Genomic DNA, 24,057 nt, shown 5'->3' with positions numbered 1-24,057 from the left:
GGTGCGGCGACACAACCGTTAAGCCCGGGTTCAAGTCGCCGGGCCCAAATCTGGCGGACGGCGCCGCGCTGCGGGTCGTACCCCTCGGGAGATCCGCCATGGCTTCCTCCAAAACGACGTTTGCCGTCCTCGCCCTGCTCTCGAGCCTGATGGCGGCGCCAGCCCTCGCGCAGGCTCCGCAGACATCGAGCCCCGCGACGCCGACCGCCCCGCCAGGCCGACCGCGCCGAGCGCGCCGGTCGCCGGGCCGCCGAACGCCGCCAAGGGCGCGCTGCTCGACCTCAACAGCGCCAGCGCCGCCGACCTCGACGCCCTCCCGGGCATCGGCGCCGCCCGCTCCGCCGCGATCATCAAGGGCCGGCCCTATCGCGGCAAGGACGACCTCGTCTCCAAGAAGATCATCCCGCAGAGCGTCTACGACGGGATCAAGGACAAGGTCATCGCCAAGCAGAAGTAATCGCTCACTCGGCGATCGCGCCCTGGGGCATGGAGAAGCCCGGGGGCGCCTTCTGGGTGGCCTCCTTCGGCGCCGCGCGCCGGACGGGGGCCTTCTTCCTGGCCTGGGGCTTCGGCGCGGCCTTGACGGCGGGGGGATCCTCGCAGGCACGGAACGCGAGCTGCGCCAGGGTCGAGCCCTCCTCGGCCACGATGGTGATCGGGTCCGCCAGGATCGGCAGGGACGGCTGCCAGCGGATCGGCCCGCCGAGCATCGCCTCGATGGTGGCCGGCGCCGTGCCGCGCCGCAGCGTGGCGAAATCGGGCCCGTACGCGGTGGCGACCTTACCGGCGATCACGACCTGCAGGACCTCGTTCACCTCCGGGGTCAGCGGCCGGAGCGGGTTCGTGGTCCGCACCTGTCCCGCCCGGGTCACGACCATCTTGAACCCCTTGCCGCCCTCGTAGCGCGCCGCTCGGGCCCCGCAGGGCTGCTCGACCGGCGGGGCGGCGGCGGTGGGATCGGTTGCCGGCGCCGGCTCGGTCGGAACGGGCGGCTTCGGCGCGGGTGCCGGAGCCTGGGCGGGTGCCGGAGCCTGGGCGGGGTCGTCGCCTGGGCGGGGTCGTCGCCTGCGGCGGCGTCGGGCCCGGCGCGGCATGGGGCGCCGACAGTCCGGCCGGCAGGAAGGCGAGCAGCAGACCGGCCGCCCCAGGATACAGCCTCATCGGTCCGCCTCCGGCTGATCGCGCCGCGGCGGCTCGATCCGGCCGGTCCTATCGAGGGCTCTGATCGGTTGCAATTCGATCGCTTCCAAATCGAGTACGCGTGGGTCGAGCAGGTGGGAGTCCGGAACGCGCGGGTCGAGATCCTGCGCCGCGCGGTCGATCGGGCTGATGCGCGGGCCGACCGAGCCGATCACCAGCTCCTCGTCCTCGACGTCGAGTTCGGAGCCCATGCGCAGGGGTTCGCGCCGGCCCCGGGCCGTCATGGCGGCGACCGCAAGTCCCGCGACGACGAAGGCCACTATAGCCAGGATGATCAGCAGGCGCTCCATCAGGCGGGAACCTCTAACCCGCCCGAAGGCCCGTCGTCACCCCGTACTCGGCGGAACAACGACCGCATGCGGGATCGGACCAGGGCGCGACGGGGCGTTCCCGCCCCGCCGGAGGACCCTCAGGCGGCCATGCGCCGGCAGGTCTCCGCGCAGGTCCGGCACGCCCGCACGCAATCGTCCATGTCGCCCACCGCCTCGCAGGAGGCCGCGCAGATCTCGGCGCAGGCCCGGCACTGGTGGCGGTGCACCGCGCTGCCGATCACCATGAGGTGCGCGCAGGCCCGGCAGGTCTCGGCGCAGGAGAGCATCAGCCGGACATGCTCCGGCTCGACATGGGGGCCGCCGGCCTCGACGCACGGGTTCGTCATCATGCCGAGGCAGGTCTGATAGCATCGCAGGCAAGCCTCGATGCAGGTCTGCAGGTCGGCGTTCGCGGTGTGGGCCATGCCGGTTCCTCACGCTGCCCCCCGGGGCTAATGCGCCCGGTCCGCGGCGGTTCGCCCACACGCCGGGGCGGACGGCCTGACGGAACGCTCCTTGCGTGTGGCGCTGGGCCGGGTAGACGCGAGCGAGCCGGAGTCGGGACCGATCCATGCAGCACGAGTCGAGTCGCGAGCCGGAGGAGCTGGAGAGGCATCTCCTGGGCCTGATCGAGAACGCCCGGGAGCAGGCCCGGGAGGACCCGTTCCGCAACCCCGTCCTGGCCGTGACGCTCGCGATCACCCGCCGGTTCGACCGCAACGAGATCGCGGCCGACGACCTCGACGGCCTGTTCGAGCGGCTGCGCGCCCCGGCCCTGGCGGCCCGGGCGGAGCGGCTGCGGGGCTATGTCGGGCTCGAGGCCGGGCCGGCCGACGCGGATGCCGCGATCCCCGCGCGTCTGGTCGCCGCCGCCCCCGGCGGACCGGACGGCGTCTCGACCTTCGCGGCCTTCATCCACCGCATCGCCTTCGCGGTGGTGTTCACGGCGCATCCGACCTTCGGCATGCCGCGCGCCGTGGCGACGCTGCTGGCACAGGCCGCCAGCCTGCCCGACGCGGCCGCCCGCGCCGACCTGATCGCCCGCGCCGCCGCGCTCTCCACCCGGCCGGACGCGCCGATCACCCTCGACGTCGAGTTCGAACAGGCCTGCGCGGCGGCCAACAACGGACGGCTCGCCCTGGACGCGTTCAACGGTGCCCTGCTGGACGCCGCCCGCACCCGCTGGCCCGAAAGCTGGACCGATCTGACCCCCCGCCCCTTCGCCATCGCCAGCTGGGTCGGCTGCGACACCGACGGGCGCACCGACATCGGCTGGTGGGACACCCTGCGCTACCGGCTGATCTCCAAGCGCATGCAGTTCGACCGGGTGATGCGCGACCTGCCCGACACCGCCGCCTGCCGGGAGGTCCGGGCGTTGGCCGCGGAGGCGCTCGCCGCGGTCAACCGCCAGCTCGCGGTCGCCCCCCGGCTCGGCGACAAGCCGTCGCTCGAAGCGGTGCACCGGTTCGCCCTCGCGCTGATCATCGAGCGCGAGCGCGCCCAGACCGATGCCGGCGCCCTGGTCGCCGGGCTCACCGCCGCACTCGAGGGCGCCGACGCCGCCGACAAGCGGGCGATCGCGATCCTGCGCTCGGGCGTGGCCACCCACGGCCTGTCGAACGCCCTGCCGCATTTCCGGCTGAACGCCAGCCAGATCCACAACGCCGTGCGCCGGGTGATCGACCTGGAGGGCGAGCCGACCGATTCCGCCCAGCGCCGCTCGCATCTGGCGACCATCCACAGCCTGCTCAACGACGTCCGCCCGGTGGCGGTGGATTTTGGCGCGCTGGCCGCCGAGCGGGCCTCGGCCGCCCGGTTGATGATGACCATCGCCCAGATCCTCAAGCACGTGGACGGCACCCACCCGGTGCGCTTCCTGATCGCCGAGACCGAGACCGGCTACACCCTGCTGGCCGCCCTGTGGCTGGCCCGCCATTACGGCATTGCCGACAAGCTCGAGATCACGCCCCTGTTCGAGACCGCGAGCGCCCTGGAGCAGGGCATCCGGGTGCTCGACGACGCCCTGCGCAACCCGCACTGGCGGCAGTACCTCAAGCGGATCGGCCGGCTGACGGTGCAGTTCGGCTACTCGGATTCCGGCCGCTATGTCGGTCAGCTCGCCGCCACCTTCTGGATCGAGCGGCTGCGCCTGCGCATCACCGAGATGCTGGTCCAGAACGGGCTGGCCGATGTCGAACTCACGATCTTCGACACCCACGGCGAATCGATCGGCCGGGGCGCCCACCCGACCTCCCTGCGCGACCGCCTGGCCTATCTCGCCCCCGAGGACGCCCGCGACCGCGCCCGCAAGGCCGGCCTCAAGGTGCGGCTCGAATCGAGCTTCCAGGGCACCGACGGCTACCTGCTCTACGGCACCGAGGCGCTGGCCCAGGCGAGCGTCGCCCGCATCGCCGAGCACGTCTACGCCCTCGACATCGCCGAGGACGACAGCTTCTCGGATTACGCGCTGAACGACACCGCGGTGGGGGGCGACGCCAAGGACGACCCGATCTACTCGGAGCCGGACTTCGCGCTGGAATTCTTCACCGCCGCCCGGCAGGACATGGAGGCCCTGGTCGACGATCCGGGCTACGCCGCCCTGCTCGGCACCTTCGGCCCGAGCCTGATCGACCGCACGGGCTCGCGCCCGGTGGCACGCCAGACCGACAACGGCGGGCCCGCGCGCATCACCCATCCGACCCAGATGCGGGCGATCCCCAACAACGCGATCCTGCACCAGCTCGGTTTTCTGGCCAATTCCCTCCACGGGATCGGCCGGGCCGCCCAGCGCGGCCCCGACCTGTTCCGCGACATGCGGCGGGATTCGGTGCGCTTCTCGCGGGCATTCCGGCTGGTCCAGCACGCCGCCGCCTTGGGCGACCTCGACGTGCTGCGCGCCTATATCGACACCCTCGACCCGGCGGTCTGGCTGGAGCGGGCCCGGCGCACCCAGAAGGATTTCCGCCGGGAGGAGCTGGTGGTGATCGCCGGCGCCCTGGAGCGCCTTGACCTCGCATCGTCCCTGCGCGGCCTGTTCGGCCGCCTGACCCGCGACTGGCTGGCGCTCACCACCGCCGCCCCGGACCTGCCCGGCATGTCGGCCCGCCTGACCCTGCTGCACGCCCTGCGGCTGGCGCTGATCCACCGGATCTGGTTCCTGGCGGTGCACATCCCGGGCTTCCGCCCGCAGGCCGGCATCTCCCGCGAGCAACTGCTGGAACGCGTCCTGCGCCTCGACATCGACGGTTGCCTGACGCTGCTCGACGCGATCTTCCCGATCACCCCGGACCCGACGCTCGGCCTCAACTTCGGCGAGCCCGCCGGCCCCCGGGATGTCGGCACCTACGAGGCCGAGCACGCCAACCTGTTCCAGCCGATCCGCCGCCTGTTCGACCAGGTGCGGGAGATTTCGGGGATGATCCAGCACGAGGTCGGGGCGTTCGGGTAGAGCGCTCGCCGCCGAACTTCATGCCTGTTCGGCGGAAGCGCGCGCATCGCATCAAGCATTGGGAGCCGTCCCCGATCGCACCGCGATCCGGAACGGCCCCGGGCGGCGAGGCGCCGCGTCGTCAGCGGAACAGGTTCGCGGGCACCGGCGGGTTCGCGTGGAGCAGGGTGATCGTCACCCGCCGGTTCGGCGCGAGGTAGGGATTGTCGGGGTAAACCGGCTCGGTGTCGGCGCGTCCCACCACGGAGGTGAAGTTGTCGTTGGGAACCCCGGACCCCGCCAGGATCTCGCGCACGGCGAGCGCACGCCCGGCGGTGAGATTCCAGGGCTCGATGACCCGCGCCGAGCCCGGGCGCGTGGCGGACGTGTGGCCGGTGACGGACAGGCGGTTGGGCAGCTGACGCAGGGCGGGCGCGAGCGTCTCCAGGACGCGACGGGTGCGCTCGTGGGGCTCGACGGAGCCCTCGCGGAACATGGAGCGGCCGTCCTGGTCCACGAGGGACACGTTCACGCCCTCCTTGGTCGGCTCGATCACGATATTCTTCGACAGCTCGGCGATGTCGGGCAACGTCTGGAGCGCCTGCCGGAGGCTGGCGATGGCGCTGTAATCGGCCTGCACGCTGGCGGCCTGGCGGCTGGCATCGAGATCGCTGGCGCGGCCCGGAGTGGTCGCGCGCGTCGTATCCTCCCGCTCGACGGAGCCCCTCGCTGCGTCGCGGGGCGTGGACGCCTTGTTGCCGGACGTGTCGAGGGCGGTGCCGTACAGCATTCCGCCCGCGCCACTGGTCGCGGGGCTCGACGCCGAAGGCGCGAAGTATTCCGCCAACCCGTTCTTCTGCTCCTGGGTCGTCATGCTGATCAGCCACATCAGCAGGAAGAACGCCATCATGGCGGTCACGAAGTCCGCATAGGCGATCTTCCAGGCCCCGCCATGGTGCGCATGACCGGCCTTCTTGACCTTCTTGATGATGATCGTGGTCATCGGGTCCCTGCTGGCGGTTGGGTCAGATCTGAGCGGGCAGAGCGGCGGTTGCCGCTTCCACTTCGTTGAAGGTCGGGCGGACGTCGCTCATCAGAGACTTGCGGGCGAATTCCACCGCCATCACCGGGGGCTGGCCGCCGATATGGGCGAGCAGACCCGCCTTGAGGGACAGGTAGTATTTGGACTCCGCCTCGAAGAGGCTCTTGAGCGACTGCGCCATGGGCCCGAAGAAGCCATAGGCGACGAAGACGCCGAAGAAGGTGCCGACCAGCGCCCCGCCGATCAGATGGCCCAGCACCTCCGGCGGCTCCTTGATCGCCCCCATCGTCTTGATGACGCCCAGCACGGCGGCGACGATGCCGAGCGCCGGGGTCCCGTCGGCGAGCGCCTGCATGGCCGAGACGACACGCTCCTGCTCCTGGTGGTGCGTCTGCAGTTCCTCATCCATCAGCGCGTCGATCTCGTAGACGTTGTTGGCGCCCAGCGTCACCATCCGCATGTAGTCGCAGACGAACTCGACAGCGTGATGGTTCGCGGCAAAGGTCGGGAAGGCGTTGAACAGCGTCGACTCGCCCGGATCCTCGATGTGCGGCTCGAGCGCCATCGCGCCCTTCGACTTCGCAAGCTTGAACAACGAGTACTGCATCCCCAGCAGCTCAACATAGCTCTTCTGCGTGTATTTCGGCCCCTTCACGAGCGTACCCAGCATGGCGGGCACGGCCTTGAGCACCGGCCCGGTATTGCCGATGACGAAGGCGCCGATCGCGGCACCGAGAATGATGACGAATTCGAACGGCTGCCACAGGACGAGCAGGTGGCCACCCATCGCCGCGTAGCTGCCGAAGACGCAGGCAAAGACGATCAATGTGCCGACGATCAGCCGCATAGTTTGCCATCCTTGCGTGGCGACAGGTACAAGCCACGCGACGCCATTAATCATTGGCCAATCACTGATTAAGGTTAACAGCGCGTTTAGAGCCGCGACCGAAGGACTGGCGGATGTTTGGTGTGCGCGTTCGGTGGAGCGGGTTTGACCTGATCTGACCGGCGCGGCCGTGTCGCAGCGCGATCACGTCGGCTTTCACGCGTGGTCAGGCATGGCGGCCGACCCTGCCGCTCCGTCCCTGGAGCCGGCCCACGCTCCGCAACGCGTGCCCGCAAGCCGAGGCGGGACGTGCGCGGCGCCGTCCGGAGCCGGAACGTCCTGGCCGCACCAATCGTCCGGGTGCTCTCCCGAGACCTGCGCCATGCGTCGGGCGGCCGCGATAGCGATGCGATGCGATGCGCCCGGAGCGCGGGACGGCGTTCGCTTCCGCCACCCGCAAACGCGGGGTACCGTCCTATCCGTCCCTCAAGCCGCCTCGACCCGCAGCACCGTCCCGGTCAGCCCGGCCACCCGTACCCGTGCGCCCGCCGGTAGATCCGGTCCCTCGATCCGCCACAGCGTGTCGTCGAAGCGGATGCGGCCGGCGCCCTGGAGGATCGGCTCGGCGAGCACGCCCTCGCGGCCGATCAGGCCGCGGTCGGCGCGGTTGAGGGCGTCGCCGGGGCCCGTGCGGCGGTGCAGGCGCGTGGCGAGGCCGACCAGGAGGACGGCCGTGGCCGCGAACAGCAGGGTCTGGCCCTGCCAAGGCATCGGGATCAGCGCCGTGGCGAGGCCGGTCGCCACGGCTGCGAGGCCGAACCAGATCAGGAATACCCCCGGCGCCACGATCTCGGCGCCCGCCAGGACGAGGCCGCCGATCACCCAGCTCCAGGCCGGCCCGAGGGCTGCCAGGATCCCGAAGCCGTCGGTCATGGGGTTCCGGCCCGCGGGGCCGACACGTTGGGCGGCGAGCCGGCGCGCCGGGGCGGGGCAGCAGCCTCGCCGAAGACCGCGCGGGTGAGCTCGCCGATGCCGCCCAGCGTGCCCGCGAGCGCCGCCGCCTCGATCGGCACCACGACCACGCGCTGGTTCGGCGCGGTGGCCAGCGCCCGCACCGCGTCCACGTATTTCTCCGCCACCAGAAAGTTCGCCGCCGCGATGTCGCCCTCGGCGATCGCCCGGCTGAGCATCCCGGTCGCCGCCGCCTCGGCCTCGGCGGAGCGCTCGCGCGCCTCGGCGTCGCGGAACGCGGCCTCGCGGCGGCCCTCCGCCTCCAGGATCGCCGATTGCTTGCGCCCCTCGGCCCGCAGGATCTCGGCGGCGCGCTGCCCCTCCGCCTCCAGGATCGAGGCGCGCTTCTCGCGCTCGGCTTTCATCTGCCGGGCCATGGCGCCGGCGAGGTCGGCCGGCGGCACGATGTCCTTGATCTCGATGCGGTTGATCTTGACGCCCCAGGGCGCGGCCGCCGCGTCCAGCACCCGCAGCAGGCGCTCGTTGATCTCGTCCCGGTGGGCGAGCAACTGGTCGAGATCCATCGAGCCGACCACGGTGCGGATGTTGGTCATGGTCAGGGTGGTCATGGCGAGGTCGAGGTTCGAGACCTCGTAGGAGGCCCGGGCCGCGTCGAGCACCTGGTAGAACACCACCGCGTCGATCGTGACGCCGGCATTGTCGCGGGTGAAGGCCTGCTGGCTCGGGACGTCGACCACCTGCTCCATCACGTTCACCCGCCGGCCGACGCGCTCGACGAACGGGATGATCAGGCCGAGGCCCGATTCGAGGGTGCGGCTGTAGCGGCCGAACCGCTCGACCGTGAAGACGTGGCCCTGCGGGATCATCTTCACGCCGGCCGCCAGCGTGACCACCGCCAGCGCCGCCGCGCCGAGCGCGAACGTGCTCAGACCGATCGTGAGATCCATCGCCGCCAGGCCCCCGTCCCCTTGCCCGCCACGCGACGGACGGCTCAGATGCCAGCGTACCAGCTGAACCCGAGGCCCGCGACCATGCTGCCGCGCCCGTGGCCGATGCCGTCGACGCGGTCCACAGCCTCGATGCTGGTGAGGTATTTCAAGGACTTGTAGCCGAGCTGGCGCTCGACCCGGAGGCGAACCGGGGCCCCGTGGGCCACCGGCAGGTCGGCGCCGTTCATGCCATAGGCCAGGATCGTCTGCGGGTGCAGGGCGTCGAACAGGTCGTAGCTGTCCCACCAGCCGTCGACGCTGCGCATCACCACGTAGCGCGCCTCGGGGCGCATCCCGGCGGCGGCGAGCACCTGCGCGAGCGGGACGCCGGTCCACTGGCCGATCGCCGACCAGCCCTGCTCGCAGGAATGCAGCGTGATCTGCGTGCGCGCCGGCATCGCCTTCAGCTCGGCCAGGGAGAACGCGCCCGGCCGCGCGACGAGGCCCGTGACCGGCAGGCGCCAGTCCGAGAAGCCCTGCGCCTTCGAGCGGCGATAGGCCGGGTCGTCCGGGTCGGTGGTGTTGATGGTCGGGAACACGGCCGAGATCGCCTCGGGGCCGAACTCCCGGGCGAGCGGCTGGCGCGCCAGCAGCAGGCGCTGCCCGGCGAAGGTCAGCCAGTCGCTCAGGCCGTAGGGGTTCGGGCGCAGCTTCGGAGTGCCGGGCTCGCAGCCGCCGACGAGGCCGGCCGCGCCGATGCCGGCGGTCCCGACGATCAGGCGGCGACGGGTCAGCGCGCTCATGGGTTCTCCTCCGCCTTGCCGGCACGCCCGGCGATCATGCCGCGCATGAGGTCCAGAGGCCGGTTCGCCAGCACCTGCCAGATGTGGATGGCGAGGAACGCGACCATCGCGAAGGCCGCCAGGAAGTGGATCGTCCGCGCCGACTGCCGGCCGCCGAACAGCGCGAACAGCTCGGGCCAGGCCGCGGTGACGCCCGGGGACATGGTCAGGCCGGTGAGCAGCATCAGCGGCGCCAGCACCAGCAGGACGGCGAGGTAGGCGAGCTTCTGGAGCGCGTTGTAGCGGCCGGTCTGCGGCGCCCCGGCGCGCAGGCGCAGGTGCGACCGGATCTCGCCCGCGAGCGCCCGCGGCCGGATCTCGGCCGGCTCCGGCAGCAGGCGCCGGCGCAGGTGCCCGCGCAGCAGCGCCAGGGCCAGGTAGGCGGCCCCGTTGAGGACGAAGATCCAGGCGGACAGGAAGTGCAGGTTGCGCGCCCAGCCGGTCTGCTCGAGGTTCACCGGCAGCGGCAGGGTGATCCAGGCCGGCGCGTCGTTGGCCCCGGTCTCGCCCCAGAACAGCTTCGGCAGGGCCAAAAGGATCGCGGTGCCGCTGACCATCAGGGACAGGGTCGCGGCGGCGCCGGTCCAGTGGGTCAGGCGGACCCAGGCGGGGTGGCGCACCCGGCTGAATGGTCGACCCGTCGTCTCGATCATCATCGGTTCAGAACGCAGCCCTTACGGATGTGGGAACGCGCCGCGTCCGTCGTCGCTCCCGGCGCCGATGACGCAACGCTTGATGAAGAAACGATGGGCATGATACCCGCCAGGCTGGTTGCGGACGATTTTCCTCTCGCTCCGCTGCGGCCGGCAAAGATCCCCACACAACCGGATTCGGTGCGCGCGTGAAGATCGCTGTCCTGGCACATCTGAAGTACCCGATTGGCCAGCCCTACGCCGGCGGACTGGAGATGCACACGCATCTTCTCACCGTCGCGCTGAAGCGGCACGGACACGACGTGACGCTGTTCGCCAGCCGCGGCTCGGACCCGGCGCTCGATCCGGTGATGCTGTGCGACCCGACCGGCGACGCCCTGGCGGATCCGGACCGCGAGGAGGCGATCGACGAGGCCGAGTACGACGCCTACCGGCGGATGATGGAGCTGGTCGCGGCCGGCGGGTTCGATATCGTGCACAACAACGCGCTGCACGCCCTGCCCCTGCAGATGAGCGCCCGGCTCGGGCTGCCCTGGGTCACGGTGCTGCACACGCCGCCCTTCGACGCCCTGGTCGCCGGGGTGGTGCAGGCCGACCCCGACATGGCCTTCCTGGCCGTGTCGCCGTCGCTCGCCCAGGAATGGCAATCGCTCGTGCCCGGCGCGCAGGTGGTCGACAACGGCGTCGACCTCTCGACCTTCGCGTATTCCGAGACTCCCGACGCTCCGCCCTTCGCGTTCTGGTCGGGCCGGATCGTGCCCGAGAAGGGGCTGCACCTGGCCATCGACGCCGCCCGGGCGGCCGGGCTGCCGCTGACCTTCGCGGGCCCCAAGCTCAATCCCGGCTACTGGGCGGCCGAGATCGCCCCGCGGCTCGGGCCGGACCTGACCCATCTCGGGCACCTCTCGCACCGGGACCTCGCGCACCATCTCGGCCGCGCCCGGGTGGCGATCGTGTCGCCGCGCTGGGAGGAGCCGTTCGGCCTCGTGGTCGCCGAGGCGCTCGCCTGCGGCACGCCGGTGGCCGCCTTCCGCCGGGGCGCGATGCCCGACATCCTCGACGCCCAGTGCGGCTGCCTCGCCCGGCCGGACGATTCACAGGACCTCGCCGTGGCGATCCGCGATGCGGCTGGCCTGTCGCGCCGGGCCTGCCGCGACCGGGCCGAGGCCCTCTACGACGCCGCCGCCATGACCGAGCGCTATCTCGAGAGCTACGATGCCGTGATGGCGCGCTGCGCCGAGCGGGCGCAGCCGACGCTGCGGGTGGCCGGCGGGCGGGCGTAACCAAGACCAGTGGGGCCTGCCTGGCAGAGCGGGCCGGGATGTTCACACGCCGTCTTCCGGATGTAGGCGCCATCGCCCGCCGCGCTCTCCCTCCCCCCCTCTGTGGGGAGGGGGCCGGCCGTCAGGCCAGGTCGGGAGAGGGCAGCGCGACGATGCAGGATGGATCAGGCGTCCGCGACCTTTTCGGAAGCGTCGCTCCCCTCTCCCGACCCCTGCTGACGCAGGGGCCACCCTCCCCCGCAAAGGGGGGAGGAAGGGCGGGGATCAGGTCTGCCGTGGATCTCCTGTCCAGCTGGAGGCGATCCAAGACCAGATGGGTCAGCATCAGAGCCCGGACGGGAGAGCCGACCCGCGCCTCGGCCGGCGCCACAGACCCGTGACGCCCATACGCGTGCCGGGGACGGCAGAAACACTGCGTCTAGCGCGCGGATGAGGTTGGGAAGACTAGCTATCATGACCCGCGCAACCGCCACCCCGATCGCCAGGCCCTGGGTCGTGTGCATCCCCGCCCGCAACGAGGCGGAGCGGCTGCCGCGCCTGCTCGCCTCCCTGGCCCGGCAAGAGGGCTTTTCCGACCGCGCGCCGCTGCGGGTGGTGGTTCTCGCCAACAACTGCACCGACGGCACGGTGGCGGCGATCCGGGCCCTGGAAGGATCCGGCGCGCTCGCGGGGCTGACGCTGCGGGTGATCGACGTGGCGCTGCAAGGCCCGCAAGCCCATGTCGGCACCGCCCGGCGCATGGCGCTGGATGCCGGGGCCGACTGGCTCGACGCCGAGACCGGCCCGGACGGGATCCTGTTCACCACCGACGCCGACGCGCGCCTGCCGGCCGACTGGGTGGCGGCGAACGTGGCAGCCCTGCGCGCTCGGACGTGGTCGGCGGCCGCCTGGTGATCGACGACGACGGCGCCGCCGACCCGCGGCTTGCCGAGTTGCACGCCCGGATCGAGCGCTACTGGGCGGGCGTCCGGCGCCTGGAAGACCTCCTCGATCCGCCGCCGCATGACCCGGCGCCGCGCCACGGCGACCATACCGGTGCCAGCCTCGCCGTCCCGGTGGCGCTGTATCGGGCGGTCGGCGGCCTGCCGCCCTGCCCACGGGAGGATAACGCCCTCGTCGGGCTGCTGCGGGCGCGCGGCGCCCGGCTGCGCCACTTGCCCGGACGTGCGCGTGATGGTCTCGTCCCGCCACACCGGCCGGGTCTCGGGCGGCATGGCCACCGAGATGGCGCGCCGCGCCCGCGTCCTCGACGGAGAGCCGTATCTGCTGCCGGAGGCCGCCCATTGGCGGGCCCTGGTCCTGCGCCGGAACGCCGCTGCGGCGGGCGTTCCACCTCGCCGGACCGGCCCGGGCGGAGCCTGCGCGCGGCTCGGGCTCGGCGCTGCGGAGCTGGCCGCCCTGGGCGATTGTCCCAACGACATCGCCTTCGTGGAGCGGGCCGACCCCATCCTCGAATCGCGTTCGCCACCGGCCCGGACATGCCCCCTCGACCGGGCCCTCGCCGACCTCGACGCCCTCGCCCTGTCGCTGCGGGACGCCGCGTGACGAGCGGGATCGGCTGGTATGTCCATCATCAGGGGGCCGGGCATCTCCAGCGCGCCCGCGCGGTCGCGGCCGCCCTGCCGCGGCCCTGCACGCTGATCGGTACCCTCGCCGCGTTCGACGCGGGCGCGATCGCGAGACCGGGCCTCGACGTGCTCGACCTGCCCGACGACCGCCCGCTTGGCCGCCCGGATATCGGCGGCTCGGAATTGGGCGACTCGGATTTGAGTGGCTCGGACTTCGACGGGCGGGACGGCGAGGCCGGGCGGCCGGAAGCGTTCCACTACGCACCCCTGAACCATCCCGGCGTGCGGACCCGGATGGCCCGCATCGCAGACTGGGCCGCCAGGACCGACCCGGCCCTGATCGTGGTCGACGTCTCGGTCGAGGTCGCCCTGCTGGCGCGCCTTCTGTCGGTGCCGACCCTGGTGGTGCGCCTCGCCGGCACCCGAACCGACCGGCCGCACCTGGAAGCCTTCCGCAGCGCCACGCGCCTGCTCGCCCCCTTCCCAGAGGCCCTGGACGGGGCCGGCGTGCCGGACTGGGTCCGCGCCAAGACGCACTATGCCGGGTTCCTGGCAGCGCCCGCGCAGGCGGCCGCGGAGGCGGGCGACGACATCTTGGTGGTGTTCGGCCGCGGCGGCGCGGGGGCGATTGGCGGACCTCGCCGCGGCGGCCCGTGCCGTCCCCGACCGGCCCTGGCACGTTCTCGGCCCCGTCACGGGATCCGGCGACCTCCCGAGCAACCTGCACCTGCACGGCTGGGTCGGCGACGTCGAGGCCCGGGTCGCCCGGGCGGCCCTGCTGGTCGGGGGCGGCGGCGACGGGCTGGTGGCGCTGGCCGCCGGACAGGCCAAGCGCTTCCTCTGCCTGCCGGAGGAGCGCGCCTACGGCGAGCAGACCGAGAAGGCCGAGGCGCTGCAGATGCTCGGCGCCGCCATCGTCCATCGTGGCTGGCCGTCCGCCGAGGCGTGGCCCGGCCTCATCCGCGCCGGCCTCGCCCTCGACCCATCGATCATCGGCGGCCTGTACCGGCCGAGCGCGATCCAGGATTGCGCGGCCACGATCGAGGCGCTGATCCGGCAGACCGGGCGCGCCTGACCGGAAACCAGAGCGGCCGACGGCGCGAGAGCCTGGGCGACCTGCGGTTCTGAATGCCGGGCTCCGCTCCGCGCCTTCCGAATGACGGGGTGATCGGAGGGCGCGGGGCCAGCGCCTGTCACAACCGGGAAGGATGCGCGCCGAGCGGACAGAAAAAAGGCGCCCGTCGCTGAGGACGCGCGCCGGTTGCTCGCTTCACGCTGGTGAAGACTGTCTTAAGAAATCAGGTCCAGCTTCGCGGCCTCGAGTCCGGTGTCGCGGATCGTCTCCGGGAGGGCCGAGAAGTCGCGGTATCCGGCCTCGCGGGCCATGGCGTCGAGTGCCGTCTGCGCGTCATCGGCCGCACCGGTCCAGACGACGGCGCCGCTCTTCGTCTGCTTGATCTGAAAGATGCTCATCGAATCCTCCCCGGTCTCACCAAGACCATTTCACGAATAACGGCCCAGTCCGGCGACGGTTGCAGGTCGGAGGCGGTCAAACACCGCTGTTTTCATCTACACCCCACCTGCGGCTCCGGGCTCCGGGGACGGACTTGTACGAAGCCGCTATGCTGGCTCGATAGAGAGTGCCCGCGCCATGAAAACGCCGATCTGCGCAGCGACGGAGGGGCAACACCCGTACAATCCCGCCAGCGAGGCTTCCGTTTTGCCGATCATGTCCGGGCGCACGTACCGCCTCAGCGTCCTGTGCGGGCTCCTGATCCTGGCAGCATTGCCGGCCCGCGCCGTCGAGACGGCCGCGGTCCCCGACGCCTCCGCCATCGCCCCCGCGGTCACGGTCGTCCCGGCCCAGCGCCGCGAGATCGTGGAGCGCGCCGTCGTCACCGGAACGCTGGTCCCCCGGGACGAGATCCTGGTCGCCCCGGAGGTCGAGGGCCTGCGCATCACCGAATTGCTGGTCGAGGAAGGGGATCGCGTCACCAAGGGCCAGGTGCTCGCGCGGCTGTCCCAGGAGATGATCGTCACCCAGGAGGCTTCGAACGTCGCCGCGGTCGCCCGGGCCGAGGCGGCCATCGTCCAGGCCCAGAGCCAGATCGTCCAGGCCGAGGCCGCCAACGTCGAGGCCAAGCAGGCGCTGGAGCGCGCCCAGTCGCTGGCCAAGACCGGCAATGCCACCGCGGCCGTTCTGGAGCAGCGCGTCTCGGCCGCGCAGGGGGCCGTGGGCCGCCTGGCCGCCGCCAAGGGTGGCCTGCAATCGGCCCAGGCCGACCTCGCCACCGCGCGGGCGGCCGGATCCGAAATCGCCCTGCGCCGCGCCCGCACCGACATCCGCGCCCCGAGGGGCCGGCATCGTCAACCGCCGCACCGCCCGGGTCGGCGCTTCGGTCACGGCGGCCGGGGAGCCGCTGTTCCGCCTCATCGCCCGCGGCGAGATCGAGCTGGAGGGCGAGGTGCCCGAGACCTCGCTCGCCCGCATCAAGGTCGGCGATCCGGCGAGCCTCGATCTCGACGACGGCCGCCAGCTGCGCGGCAAGGTCCGCCGGGTCTACCCGGAGGTCGACCGGGCGACGCGGCTCGGCAAGGTCCGCATCCGCCTCTCCGACGATCCGGCCCTGCGCATCGGCGCCTTCGCCCGCGGCAACGTGGAGGTGGCGCGCCGGGAAGGTCTCGCGGTCCCGGTCTCCAGCCTGCTCTACGCGGCGGACGGCAGCGCCAGCGTGCTGGTCGCCAAGGACGGGCGGGTCGAGGCGCGCGCCGTCACCTCCGGCCTGACGTCCGAGGGCTTCACCGAGATCCGGTCGGGCGTCGCGGCCGGCGAGAGCGTCGTGGCTCGGGCCGGCAGCTTCCTGCGCGACGGCGACCGGGTGCGAGCGGTCTCCGCGTCCAAGAACACGTCAGGGAGCACGTCCGCGAGCACACCCATGAGCGCGCCCGCGAACACACCCATGAGCGCCCCGATGGCCGACGCGGCCCCGCGGTAGGACCAGAGACATGCGCCTCAACGTCTCCGCCTGGGCGATCCGGAAGCCGCTGCCCTCGGTGGTGCTGTTCCTGGTCCTGATGATCTTAGGGCTGGTCAGCTTCCGCGCCCTGCCGATCACCCGGTTCCCGAACATCGACATCCCGATCGTCTCGGTGACGATCACCCAGTCCGGCGCGGCGCCGGCCGAGCTTCAGACCCAGGTCACCAAGTGGGTCGAGGATTCCGTCGCCGGGGTGAAAGGCGTCAAGCACATCCTGTCGACCATCACCGAGGGCATCTCGACCACGACGATCGAGTTCCGCCTGGAGGTGAACCAGGATCGCGCGACCAACGACGTCAAGGACGCGCTCAGCAAGATCCGCCAGAACCTGCCGCGGACCATCGACGAGCCGATCGTCTCCCGGGTCGAGATCGCCGGCCTTCCGATCATGATCTACGGCGCCTCCGCGCCCGCGATGACGCCCGAGGACCTGTCGTGGTTCGTGGACGACGTGGTCGCCCGGGGCCTGCAGAGCGTGAAGGGCGTCGGCGGGGTCGAGCGCCTGGGCGGCGTCGCCCGGGAGATCCGCGTCACCCTGAAGCCCGACCGGCTGCTGGCGCTCGGCATCACCGCGGCGGACGTGAACCGGCAGCTGCGCCTGACCTCCGCCGACATGGCGGGCGGGCGCGGCGAGGTCGGCGGGCAGGAGCAGTCAATCCGCGCGCTCGCGGCCTCGGCGAGCCTCGACACCCTGGCCAAGACCTCGATCGTGGTGCCGGGCAACCGCAAGGTCCGGCTCGACGAGCTGGCGACCCTGTCGGACACCGCCGAGGAGCCGCGCACCTTCGCGCGCTTCAACGGCGAGCCGGTGGTGGCCTTCGCGGTCTCCCGGGCCAGCGGCGCCAGCGACGCCGACGTCTCGGTCGGGGTCGCCAAGAAGATCGCGGCGCTCCACGCGGCCAACCCGGACGTGCGGTTCGACCTGATCGACACCAGCGTCGTCAACACCATCGGCAACTACCACTCGGCCATGATGGGCCTGATCGAGGGTGCAGCGCTCGCGGTCATCGTGGTGCTGCTGTTCCTGCGCGACTGGCGCGCCACGCTGATCGCCGCGGTGGCGCTGCCGCTCTCGGTGCTGCCGACCTTCTGGGTGATGAGCACGCTCGGCTTCTCGCTCAACGCCGTGAGCCTGCTGGCGATCACGCTGGTCACCGGCATCCTGGTGGACGACGCGATCGTGGAGATCGAGAACATCGTCCGGCACATGCGGATGGGGAAATCGCCCTACCGCGCCTCGCTCGAGGCCGCCGACGAGATCGGGCTGGCGGTCATCGCGATCACGGCGACGATCATCGCGATCTTCTCGCCGGTCTCGTTCATGGGCGGCATCGCGGGCCAGTACTTCAAGCAGTTCGGCCTGACCATCGCGGCCGCCGTGTTCATGTCGCTGCTGGTGGCGCGGCTGATCACGCCGCTGCTCGCCGCCTACTTCCTGCGCGACCACGGCCCCGACCACACGACGGACGGGATCGTGATGCGTGGCTACACCCGGCTGGTGGCCTGGTCGGTGCGGCACAAGTTCATCACGCTGATCCTCGGCATCGCGTGCTTTGCCGGTTCGATCGCCTCCACGGGCCTGCTCCCGGCGGGCTTCCTGCCCGCGGAGGACCAGGCGCGCACGCTGTTCGTGCTGGAACTGCCCCCGGGCGCCCGGCTGCCCGACACGGTGAAGCTCAGCGACGCGATCGAGCAGAAGATCCGGGCGCTGCCCGAGGTCAAGAGCGTGTTCGTGGACGGCGGCCGGCAATTGCCCGGCAAGAAGGAGGTCCGGCTCGCGACGCTGACCATCAACCTCACGCCGAAGAACACCCGTCACCGCACGCAGAAGCAGGTCGACGCGGAGATCGCCGCGATCCTGCGCGAGGAGCCCGACATCCGGTTCTGGGCCCTGCGCGAGAGCGGCCAGCGCGACATGGCGCTGATCATCGCCGGGCCCGACAAGGCCGTGGTGGCCGATGTCGCGGCCAAGCTCCAGCGCGAGGCGGCCCAGATCCCGCACCTCGTCAACGTGATGTCGACGGCCCCGCTGGACCGGACCGAGATCCGCATCCGCCCGAAGGCCGGCGTCGCGGCCGATCTCGGCGTCTCCACCGACACCATCGCGGAGACCGTCCGGGTCGGGACGATCGGCGACATCGGCATGAACCTCGCCAAGTTCAACGCCACCGACAGGCAGGTGCCGATCCGGGTGCAGCTGCCGGAGAGCCTGCGCGGCCGGCTGTCCGAGCTCGAGACCCTGAAGGTTCCGGTGAAGGGCGGCGCCGCCGTCCCGCTGGCGACGGTGGCCGATATCAGCCTCGGCCAGGGCCCCACCGGGATCGACCGCTACGACCGCTCCGTGCGCGTGGCCATCGAGGGCGACATGCAGGGCACCGACGCGCTGGCCGAGCTGATCAAGCAGGTGATGAACCTGCCCACCGCCAAGAACCTGCCGCCCGGGGTCACGATCAGCCAGACCGGCGACGCCGAGGTGATGGGCGAGGTGTTCGAGGGCTTCGCGCTGGCCATGGGCGCCGGCCTGATGATGGTGTTCGGCGTGCTGATCCTGCTGTTCGGCAACTTCCTGCAGCCGCTCACCATCCTGTTCTCGCTGCCGCTCTCCATCGGCGGCGCGATCCTGGCGCTGCTGATCTGCCACATGCCGATCTCGATGCCGGTGGTGATCGGCATCCTGATGCTCATGGGCGTGGTGACCAAGAACGCGATCATGCTGGTCGATTTCGCGGTCGAGCAGATCCATGCCGGGGTCGACCGCACCACCGCGATCGTCGATGCCGGCCGCAAGCGCGCCCGGCCGATCGTGATGACCACCATCGCGATGGCCGCCGGCATGGTGCCCTCAGCGATGGCGTTCGGCATCGGCGGCGAGTTCCGCGCCCCAATGGCGGTGGCAGTGATCGGCGGCTTGATCGTCTCGACCGTGCTGTCGCTGGTGTTCGTGCCGGCGATCTTCGTGCTGATGGACGACCTCTCGCGCCTGCTCGGGCGGCTGTTCGGCCGCTTCGTCGGCGAGCGGGACGACCCGCAGGACGAGCCGGGCTACGACGAGGCGCGGCATCCGGCCAATGACGGCCGGGCGCTGCCGCCGCGGATCGCGGCCGAATAAGCAGCGGGCGGGCGCCGCGGCATTGCGCGCGGGGCCCGGATGGGTGTGAGTCGCGCCCGACGAATCAACGGGGAAACGGGAAGCGATGTCGGGTGGTCACGGGTCGATCGAGGGTTCGAACAAGCGCGTTGCGCTGCTGATCTCGATCCTGGCTTTGTTCCTCGCCTTCAGCGAGACCCTGGGCAAGGCGGCGCAGACGGATTCGATCGGCTCGAATGTCGAGGCGGCCAACCAATGGGCCTACTTCCAGGCGCGCACGATCCGCTCAACGGTGCTGAAGACCGCCGACGAGGCGATCGCGCTGGTGCCGCCCGGCCCGAACCAGGACGCCATCGCGGCCAAGCGCGCCGAATGGGCCAAGACCCTGGCGCGCTGGGAATCGGAGCCCGCCACCGGCGAGGGCCGCAAGGAGCTGACCGCGAAGGCCCGCGCCTCCGAGGAGCGGCGCGACCTGTCGCTGCTGCGCTACCACCATTATGAACTGGCCTCCGCGGCCTTCCAGATCGGCATCGTGCTCGCCTCGGCCGAGGTGATCACCGGCATCGCCATCCTGGTCTTCGCGGGCGGTTTTCTGGGACTGGCCGGGGCGGCGCTGCTCGGCTTCGGCTACCTGGCGCCGCACGCGCTGCCGTTCTTCCACTAAAGCACCGTCCCGGACGGGGGTGACCGGCTCGCGGATTGATGCTCTGACTCGGTGAACGACGTGCGCGCGGCCCCGGGGCCGCGACAGCCGTCACGGTTTCACCGGGGGGACGTTGCGCGATGGCCGACACGGACGACGAACAGCAAGGGCGCCTGACGCGGATCGCCAGCGGGATCTTCCTCCACACCGAGCACGCGATCTACGCGGCGCTCGGCCTGCTCCTGGCGGTCACCGCCCTGGTCGCGCTGATCGAGGCCACCGGGTTGACCTGGGAGGCGCTGCGCTCCCTCGGAGGCGCCACGCAGATCCTGGAGGTCATCGACCGGCTGCTGTTCCTGCTGATGCTGATCGAGATCCTGCACACCGTGCGGGTCTCCATGCGGTCCGGCAAGCTGACCTGCGAGCCGTTCCTGATCGTCGGCCTGATCGCCTCGATCCGACGGGTGCTGGTGATCACCCTGCAATCCTCGGAGATCACGCACGCCAAGGACTGGTCCCCGGAGAAGCAGGCACTGTTCAACGCCTCGATGATCGAGCTCGGCGTGCTGGCCGGGCTGATCCTCACGATGGTGCTGGCGATCTTCATGCTCCACCGCGCCCGCGACGACGGCAGGCCGGCGGGAGAGGAATCGGAGGAGCATGCCGGGGCTTGAGCCCCGTCAATTCAACCGCAGGATCGCGGCGTTGAGCAGCGTCGCGAAGGCGACCCAGGCGGCGTAGGGCACGAGCAGCCAGGCCGCCGCCCGGTCGAACCGCCAGGTCAGCCGGATCGTCCACAGCACCATCACCAGCAGCATCGCCACCACGATCAGCCCCGAGCCGATCGCGTGGGCGGTGAAGAACACCGGTGTCCAGGCGGCGTTCAGCACGAGTTGGACCAGGAAGGCGGCAAGCGCGAGCCACCAACCCTCGCGGCTCGGCCCGGTGCGGGGCATCGCGCCGAGCAGCCGCCACAGCGAGACGGCGATCATCGTGTAGAGCACCGTCCAGGCCACGGGGAAAAGCCAGTTCGGCGGGTTGAAGGACGGCTTGTTCAGGCTCGCGTACCAGCCCGGGATCTCCGCCTGGGTCGCCACCGAGCCGATCGCGGCGGTGATCACCACCGGCACGATCGCGGCGGCCAGCCGCAGCCAGCGCGGCAGGGCCGAAGCCTCGGGAACTTGTGTCGCGGCCCGCATCGTCGTTCGTTCTCCGTGGAAGCCGCATCCCGCCACGCGCCTGCCGGCTCCCGGGATGCGGCATAATCCAGATTGCACAGGTTGCAGGGACGCATGCGCCGTGGCACGCGCCCGGTTCCATCCGCCGGAATCACCAGATGTCAGAGCCTAACGCGCCGCAAGGGGATACGGATACCGGCACCGGCACGCCGGCGGGCTTCTCCCGCCGCAGCCTCGCCGCGCAGGCCATGGGCCGGATCGAGCCAGAGACCCGCGCGGTGGTGATGCCGCTGCACCTCTCCACCACGTTCATCCGCGATCCCGACAACGGCTACAGCTCGGGCTACTGCTACGCCCGGCCCGACAACGCCACCGTGCGCGAGGCCGAGGCCGTCCTGGCGATGCTGGAGAATGCGCGGGCCGGCGCCCTGCTGTTCGGCTCCGGCATGGCGGCGGCGACCGCCGTGTTCGGCGCTCTGGAACCAGGGGATCACGTCGTCGCCGGCACCGTCATGTACTGGGCGCTCAAGCGCTGGCTGCGCGAGGAGGCGCCCCGCCGCGGCCTGACCCTGACCTTCGTAGACACCGACGACCTGGAGGCCCTGCGCGCCGCGATCGAGCCCGGCCGGACCAAGCTCGTCTGGATCGAGACCCCCGGCAACCCGCTCTGGACGGTGACCGACATCGCGGCCGCCGCCGAGATCGCCCACGCCGCCGGAGCGCGACTCGCGGTCGATTCCACCGCCGCCTCGCCGGTCCACACCCGCCCGCTCGACCTGGGCGCCGACATCGTGATGCATTCCGGCACCAAGATCCTGAACGGGCATTCCGACGTGGTGGCGGGCGTGCTCGCCGGCGCGCAGGCGGACGCGTTCTGGGAGCGGATCCGGGGCATCCGCGCCGGCAGCGGCGGGATCCTCGGGCCCTTCGAGGCCTACCTGCTGATGCGCTCGCTCCGGACCCTGCACCTCCGGGCCGCGGCGCAATCGGCCGGCGCCCTGCGGCTCGCCGAGCGCCTGCGCCTGCATCCGCATGTGAGCCACGTCCTGTATCCGGGCCTGCCCGACGATCCCGGGCACGCGGTGGCGCGCCGGCAGATGCAGGACGGCTTCGGCTTCATGCTGTCGATCCGGGTGGCGGGCGGCGAGGCCGGCGCGATCGCGACCGCGGCACGGGTGCGGCTGTGGAAGCGCGCGACCTCGCTCGGCGGCGTCGAGAGCCTGATCGAGCACCGCGCCTCGGTGGAGGGACTTGGGAGCCCCTGCCCGCCGGACCTCCTGCGCCTGTCTACCGGGATCGAGGATACGCAGGACCTGTTCGGCGACCTCGACCAGGCCCTGCGCGGCGCGCACGGCGATTGATCGGCGGGTGCGTGGTGCCGAAGGCCGGTCCTGCGCGTTGTGCCGCCGCATACTGCTCTCGACCGCGAGTCTCACGTCCATGATGCCCCCCCGGACCGCCAAATCCCGCGCCTGCATCCCCGGAGCGCTCGCGCTCCTCGCCCTGTCCCTCGCATCCGGATCCGCCCGGGCCGACACGGTGCCGAATCTCGACGTGGAATCGACCTGCAAGTCGGCGCAGGTCGCCAACACCTCGATCAGCGACCAGGCCAACTACGATGGCTGCCTCCGGTCCGAGCGGGAGGCCAAGCGCCAGGCCCAGGATCACTGGGGAAGCTACAGCCCTGCCGCCAAGCGCCAGTGCGAGAACCAGTTCAAGGCCGGGGGCTACCCGTCCTACGTCGAGATGGTGACCTGCCTGGAGCTGGCCTCCGGCTCGGTTCCGACCCAGTCCGGCCAGGGCGGCACGGCCACCGGCGGCCCCGGCGCGCCCAGGGACGTCAAGGGGCAGCGGGAGGGCGGGGCCAAGCTGACCAAGGAGCCGCCCGCCAGCCAGCGCACCAACCCGATCGAGGTCCTGGAGAACAAGTAGGCCCTATACACGCCCCCGGCGCGCACCCGGGGGCACAAAAGCCAGCCTCGTCATGCTATGCGCGAGCTCCCCCCGCGCGCAGCCCCGACCCGATCCGTGAACGCCCTCGCCATCATCGCCCCGATCTTCGGGATCGTCCTGATCGGCTGGGGCGCGGCGCTGACAGGCCTGCTCTCCGACAAGGTGAGCGACGGCCTGTCGGAATACGTGTTCGCGGTGGCGGTGCCGGCCCTGATCATCGCCACGCTGACCCGGCCGGGGATGACCGGCGAGATCGCCTGGACCTACTGGGCCGCCTATTTCGGCGGGGCGGGCGTGTCCTGGTTCGTCGGCACGCTGATCGCCCGGCGGCGCGCCGGGATCGAAAGGCGCGGCGCGATCCTGCACGGCTTCGCGGCCAGCCAGTCGAACACCGTGTTCGTCGGCGTGCCGATGATCCTCCAGGCCTACGGCGAGGACGGCGCCTTCCCGCTGTTCATGCTGCTCGCCGTCCACCTGCCGCTGATGATGGGCTGCGCCACCTTCCTGATCGAGTCCGATTCCGGCCTGCCGGTCCTGGCGCGGATCCGCGGCCTGGGCTTGGTCCTGCTCAAGAACCCGATCTTCGTGGCGCTCCTCGTGGGCATGGCCATGAAGGGCCTCGGAATCACCCCGGCCGGGATCCCCAAGGCCCTGATCGACGCCTTCGCGGGCACCGCCTCGACCTGCGCGCTGGTGGCGCTCGGCGCGGGGCTCAAGCGCTACCGGGTGCTGTTCGACCTCAAGGGTGCGCTGGTGATCGCGGGCCTGAAGAACCTGCTGCACCCGCTGGCCGTGTGGGTGCTCGCCTTCCACGTCTTCAAGATGCCGACGGCTTACGCGGGCGTCGCCACCCTGTTCGCCGCCATGCCGGTGGGGATCAACGCCTACCTGCTGGCCGCCCGCTACCGGACCGAGACCGGGATGGTCGCGGCCTCCGTGCTGGTCTCAACCCTGATGGCGCCGCTGACGACGCTCCTGTGGCTGATGCTGCTCGGCAGGGCGTGACGCTCGGAGCCCAGCGTCACCGGGTGCGTTGGACGGCAGGCCGTCTGGGTCTAGGTTGACGCCAAGCGCGGGGCCGAAGCCCGCCACACCCTGTAGGCG

21 protein-coding genes and 3 pseudogenes are annotated in these 24,057 nt (G+C 71.5%); 13 read left to right on the top strand and 11 right to left on the bottom strand.

Annotated elements, in window-relative coordinates:
* The first annotated feature begins 98 nt into the window (after positions 1-98).
* Positions 99-457: pseudogene (locus tag FVA80_RS28535) on the top strand (helix-hairpin-helix domain-containing protein).
* 4 nt (positions 458-461) lie between these two features.
* Here the strand turns inward: FVA80_RS28535 and FVA80_RS28530 are convergent.
* From FVA80_RS28530 to FVA80_RS28520, 3 genes are all read right to left on the bottom strand, one after another.
* The gene (locus tag FVA80_RS28530) at positions 462-1,094 is read right to left on the bottom strand and encodes a hypothetical protein (protein WP_246692185.1); all 633 of its coding nucleotides are present in this window, start codon (positions 1,092-1,094) and stop codon (positions 462-464) included.
* A gap of 63 nt (positions 1,095-1,157) precedes the next feature.
* Positions 1,158-1,490, bottom strand: a complete 333-nt coding sequence (locus FVA80_RS28525; RefSeq protein WP_147909726.1) for a hypothetical protein — start codon at positions 1,488-1,490, stop codon at positions 1,158-1,160.
* 119 nt (positions 1,491-1,609) lie between these two features.
* Positions 1,610-1,936 carry a four-helix bundle copper-binding protein gene (locus tag FVA80_RS28520; protein ID WP_147909725.1) on the bottom strand — a complete coding sequence of 109 codons (327 nt, stop codon included), beginning with the start codon at positions 1,934-1,936 and terminating at the stop codon, positions 1,610-1,612.
* A gap of 146 nt (positions 1,937-2,082) precedes the next feature.
* Between FVA80_RS28520 and FVA80_RS28515 the strand changes: the two genes are divergently transcribed.
* The gene (locus FVA80_RS28515) at positions 2,083-4,959 is read left to right on the top strand and encodes a phosphoenolpyruvate carboxylase (RefSeq protein ID WP_147909724.1); all 2,877 of its coding nucleotides are present in this window, start codon (positions 2,083-2,085) and stop codon (positions 4,957-4,959) included.
* 121 nt (positions 4,960-5,080) lie between these two features.
* On the opposite strand, the gene FVA80_RS28510 is transcribed toward FVA80_RS28515, so the two are convergent.
* The 6 genes from FVA80_RS28510 to FVA80_RS28485 form a co-directional block, all read right to left on the bottom strand.
* On the bottom strand, positions 5,081-5,941 hold the full coding sequence (locus tag FVA80_RS28510) for a flagellar motor protein MotB (RefSeq protein ID WP_147909723.1): 861 nt from the start codon (positions 5,939-5,941) through the stop codon (positions 5,081-5,083).
* A 22-nt stretch (positions 5,942-5,963) separates the two neighbouring features.
* The gene (motA, locus tag FVA80_RS28505; RefSeq protein WP_147909722.1) at positions 5,964-6,827 is read right to left on the bottom strand and encodes a flagellar motor stator protein MotA; all 864 of its coding nucleotides are present in this window, start codon (positions 6,825-6,827) and stop codon (positions 5,964-5,966) included.
* A gap of 465 nt (positions 6,828-7,292) precedes the next feature.
* Positions 7,293-7,739, bottom strand: coding sequence for an NfeD family protein (locus tag FVA80_RS28500; protein WP_147909721.1), 447 nt, complete (start codon positions 7,737-7,739; stop codon positions 7,293-7,295).
* The gene (locus tag FVA80_RS28495; RefSeq protein ID WP_147909720.1) at positions 7,736-8,725 is read right to left on the bottom strand and encodes an SPFH domain-containing protein; all 990 of its coding nucleotides are present in this window, start codon (positions 8,723-8,725) and stop codon (positions 7,736-7,738) included. Before FVA80_RS28495 ends, FVA80_RS28500 begins: the two co-directional genes overlap by 4 nt.
* A gap of 44 nt (positions 8,726-8,769) precedes the next feature.
* Entirely contained in the window at positions 8,770-9,510 is a 741-nt protein-coding gene (locus FVA80_RS28490; protein ID WP_147909719.1) for a molybdopterin-dependent oxidoreductase, read from the bottom strand.
* The gene (locus FVA80_RS28485; protein ID WP_147909718.1) at positions 9,507-10,205 is read right to left on the bottom strand and encodes a cytochrome b/b6 domain-containing protein; all 699 of its coding nucleotides are present in this window, start codon (positions 10,203-10,205) and stop codon (positions 9,507-9,509) included. The genes FVA80_RS28490 and FVA80_RS28485 overlap by 4 nt, the downstream gene beginning before the upstream one ends.
* 185 nt (positions 10,206-10,390) lie before the next feature.
* On the opposite strand from FVA80_RS28485, the gene FVA80_RS28480 reads away from it, so the two are divergent.
* The 4 genes and pseudogenes from FVA80_RS28480 (at position 10,391) to FVA80_RS28465 (ending at position 14,128) form a co-directional block, all read left to right on the top strand.
* The gene (locus FVA80_RS28480) at positions 10,391-11,485 is read left to right on the top strand and encodes a glycosyltransferase family 4 protein (RefSeq protein WP_147909717.1); all 1,095 of its coding nucleotides are present in this window, start codon (positions 10,391-10,393) and stop codon (positions 11,483-11,485) included.
* Between the two features lie 453 nt (positions 11,486-11,938).
* On the top strand, positions 11,939-12,379 hold the full coding sequence (locus FVA80_RS31755; protein WP_246692184.1) for a glycosyltransferase family A protein: 441 nt from the start codon (positions 11,939-11,941) through the stop codon (positions 12,377-12,379).
* A gap of 276 nt (positions 12,380-12,655) precedes the next feature.
* Positions 12,656-13,030 (top strand): hypothetical protein, encoded by a 375-nt coding sequence (locus tag FVA80_RS31750; RefSeq protein ID WP_246692183.1) that lies wholly within the window; start codon positions 12,656-12,658, stop codon positions 13,028-13,030.
* Positions 13,027-14,128 (top strand): annotated as a pseudogene (locus FVA80_RS28465) (glycosyltransferase). Before FVA80_RS31750 ends, FVA80_RS28465 begins: the two are co-directional and overlap by 4 nt.
* A 215-nt stretch (positions 14,129-14,343) precedes the next feature.
* Here FVA80_RS28465 and FVA80_RS28460 read toward each other — a convergent pair.
* On the bottom strand, positions 14,344-14,526 hold the full coding sequence (locus FVA80_RS28460; protein ID WP_147909714.1) for a hypothetical protein: 183 nt from the start codon (positions 14,524-14,526) through the stop codon (positions 14,344-14,346).
* 256 nt (positions 14,527-14,782) lie between these two features.
* Here FVA80_RS28460 and FVA80_RS28455 point away from each other — a divergent pair.
* The 4 genes and pseudogenes from FVA80_RS28455 to FVA80_RS28440 all read left to right on the top strand — a co-directional run bounded on the left by FVA80_RS28455 (position 14,783) and on the right by FVA80_RS28440 (position 20,496).
* Positions 14,783-16,049, top strand: a pseudogene (locus FVA80_RS28455) (efflux RND transporter periplasmic adaptor subunit).
* A 10-nt stretch (positions 16,050-16,059) separates the two neighbouring features.
* Positions 16,060-19,200, top strand: coding sequence for an efflux RND transporter permease subunit (locus FVA80_RS28450; RefSeq protein ID WP_147909713.1), 3,141 nt, complete (start codon positions 16,060-16,062; stop codon positions 19,198-19,200).
* A gap of 85 nt (positions 19,201-19,285) precedes the next feature.
* Complete coding sequence (locus FVA80_RS28445; RefSeq protein ID WP_147909712.1) at positions 19,286-19,843, top strand: DUF4337 domain-containing protein; 558 nt, start codon at positions 19,286-19,288, stop codon at positions 19,841-19,843.
* Positions 19,844-19,962: 119 nt separating this feature from the next.
* Positions 19,963-20,496, top strand: coding sequence for a phosphate-starvation-inducible PsiE family protein (locus FVA80_RS28440; RefSeq protein WP_147909711.1), 534 nt, complete (start codon positions 19,963-19,965; stop codon positions 20,494-20,496).
* A gap of 6 nt (positions 20,497-20,502) precedes the next feature.
* Here the strand turns inward: FVA80_RS28440 and FVA80_RS28435 are convergent, their stop codons facing one another.
* Positions 20,503-21,021 carry a TspO/MBR family protein gene (locus FVA80_RS28435; RefSeq protein WP_147909710.1) on the bottom strand — a complete coding sequence of 173 codons (519 nt, stop codon included), beginning with the start codon at positions 21,019-21,021 and terminating at the stop codon, positions 20,503-20,505.
* Between the two features lie 137 nt (positions 21,022-21,158).
* On the opposite strand from FVA80_RS28435, the gene FVA80_RS28430 reads away from it, so the two are divergent.
* The 3 genes from FVA80_RS28430 (at position 21,159) to FVA80_RS28420 (ending at position 23,958) form a co-directional block, all read left to right on the top strand.
* Positions 21,159-22,361 carry an aminotransferase class V-fold PLP-dependent enzyme gene (locus FVA80_RS28430; protein ID WP_147909709.1) on the top strand — a complete coding sequence of 401 codons (1,203 nt, stop codon included), beginning with the start codon at positions 21,159-21,161 and terminating at the stop codon, positions 22,359-22,361.
* A 79-nt stretch (positions 22,362-22,440) separates the two neighbouring features.
* Positions 22,441-22,932: a hypothetical protein gene (locus FVA80_RS28425; RefSeq protein ID WP_147909708.1), complete on the top strand. Its 492-nt coding sequence runs from the start codon at positions 22,441-22,443 to the stop codon at positions 22,930-22,932.
* 96 nt (positions 22,933-23,028) lie between these two features.
* Positions 23,029-23,958, top strand: a complete 930-nt coding sequence (locus tag FVA80_RS28420) for an AEC family transporter (RefSeq protein WP_147909707.1) — start codon at positions 23,029-23,031, stop codon at positions 23,956-23,958.
* Positions 23,959-24,057 lie beyond the last annotated feature (99 nt).

The sequence above is a fragment of the Methylobacterium sp. WL1 genome, assembly GCF_008000895.1.
In the GTDB taxonomy this organism is placed as follows: domain Bacteria; phylum Pseudomonadota; class Alphaproteobacteria; order Rhizobiales; family Beijerinckiaceae; genus Methylobacterium.
The sequence above is the reverse complement of the archived record's forward strand: the minus strand, read 5'-3'. Positions and strand labels throughout refer to the sequence as shown.